We start from the raw sequence: 506 nt of genomic DNA, 5'->3' as shown, positions 1-506 counted from the left end.
CTCATTAACGAAACGGCCAAACCGGATTTACCCGCGCGGCCAGTACGACCAATACGATGTACGTAGTCTTCAGCTTTAAATGGCATATCAAAGTTCACCACTTGTTCAAGCTCTTGAATATCTAGACCGCGAGCCGCCACGTCTGTCGCAATCAGGGCTCGAACTTTACCTTGCTTGAATTCATCAAGTGCACGCTGGCGAGCACCTTGCGATTTATCACCATTAATCGAAACCGCTTTAATACCATCCAGTTTGAGCTCCTTTGCAAGCTCGTCGCTGCCTTGTTTGGTTTTAGTGAAAACAAGTACTTGTTGCCAGTTTCGTGAACCAATTAAATACGCTAACAATTCACGCTTACGCTTTTTATCAACTGGATACACCATCTGCTTAACCGTTTCTGCCGTTGTATTCGCTGGAGACACTTCCACCTCAACAGGAGAATCCATCAGTTTGTAAGCGATGGTTTTAATGCGTTTTTCAAACGTCGCCGAAAACAGCATGATTTG

Annotated in this window: 1 protein-coding gene; it reads right to left on the bottom strand. The window is 45.1% G+C overall.

Annotated features, from left to right (window positions below; genetic code table 11):
- A partial coding sequence (locus tag R7190_RS31170; protein WP_318138381.1) for a helicase-related protein occupies window positions 1–506 on the bottom strand: 506 nt, incomplete at both ends.

Source organism: Vibrio sp. 1078-1, assembly GCF_033340475.1.
Note: the sequence above shows the minus strand (reverse complement) of the source record. Positions and strands in the feature narration are given on the sequence as shown.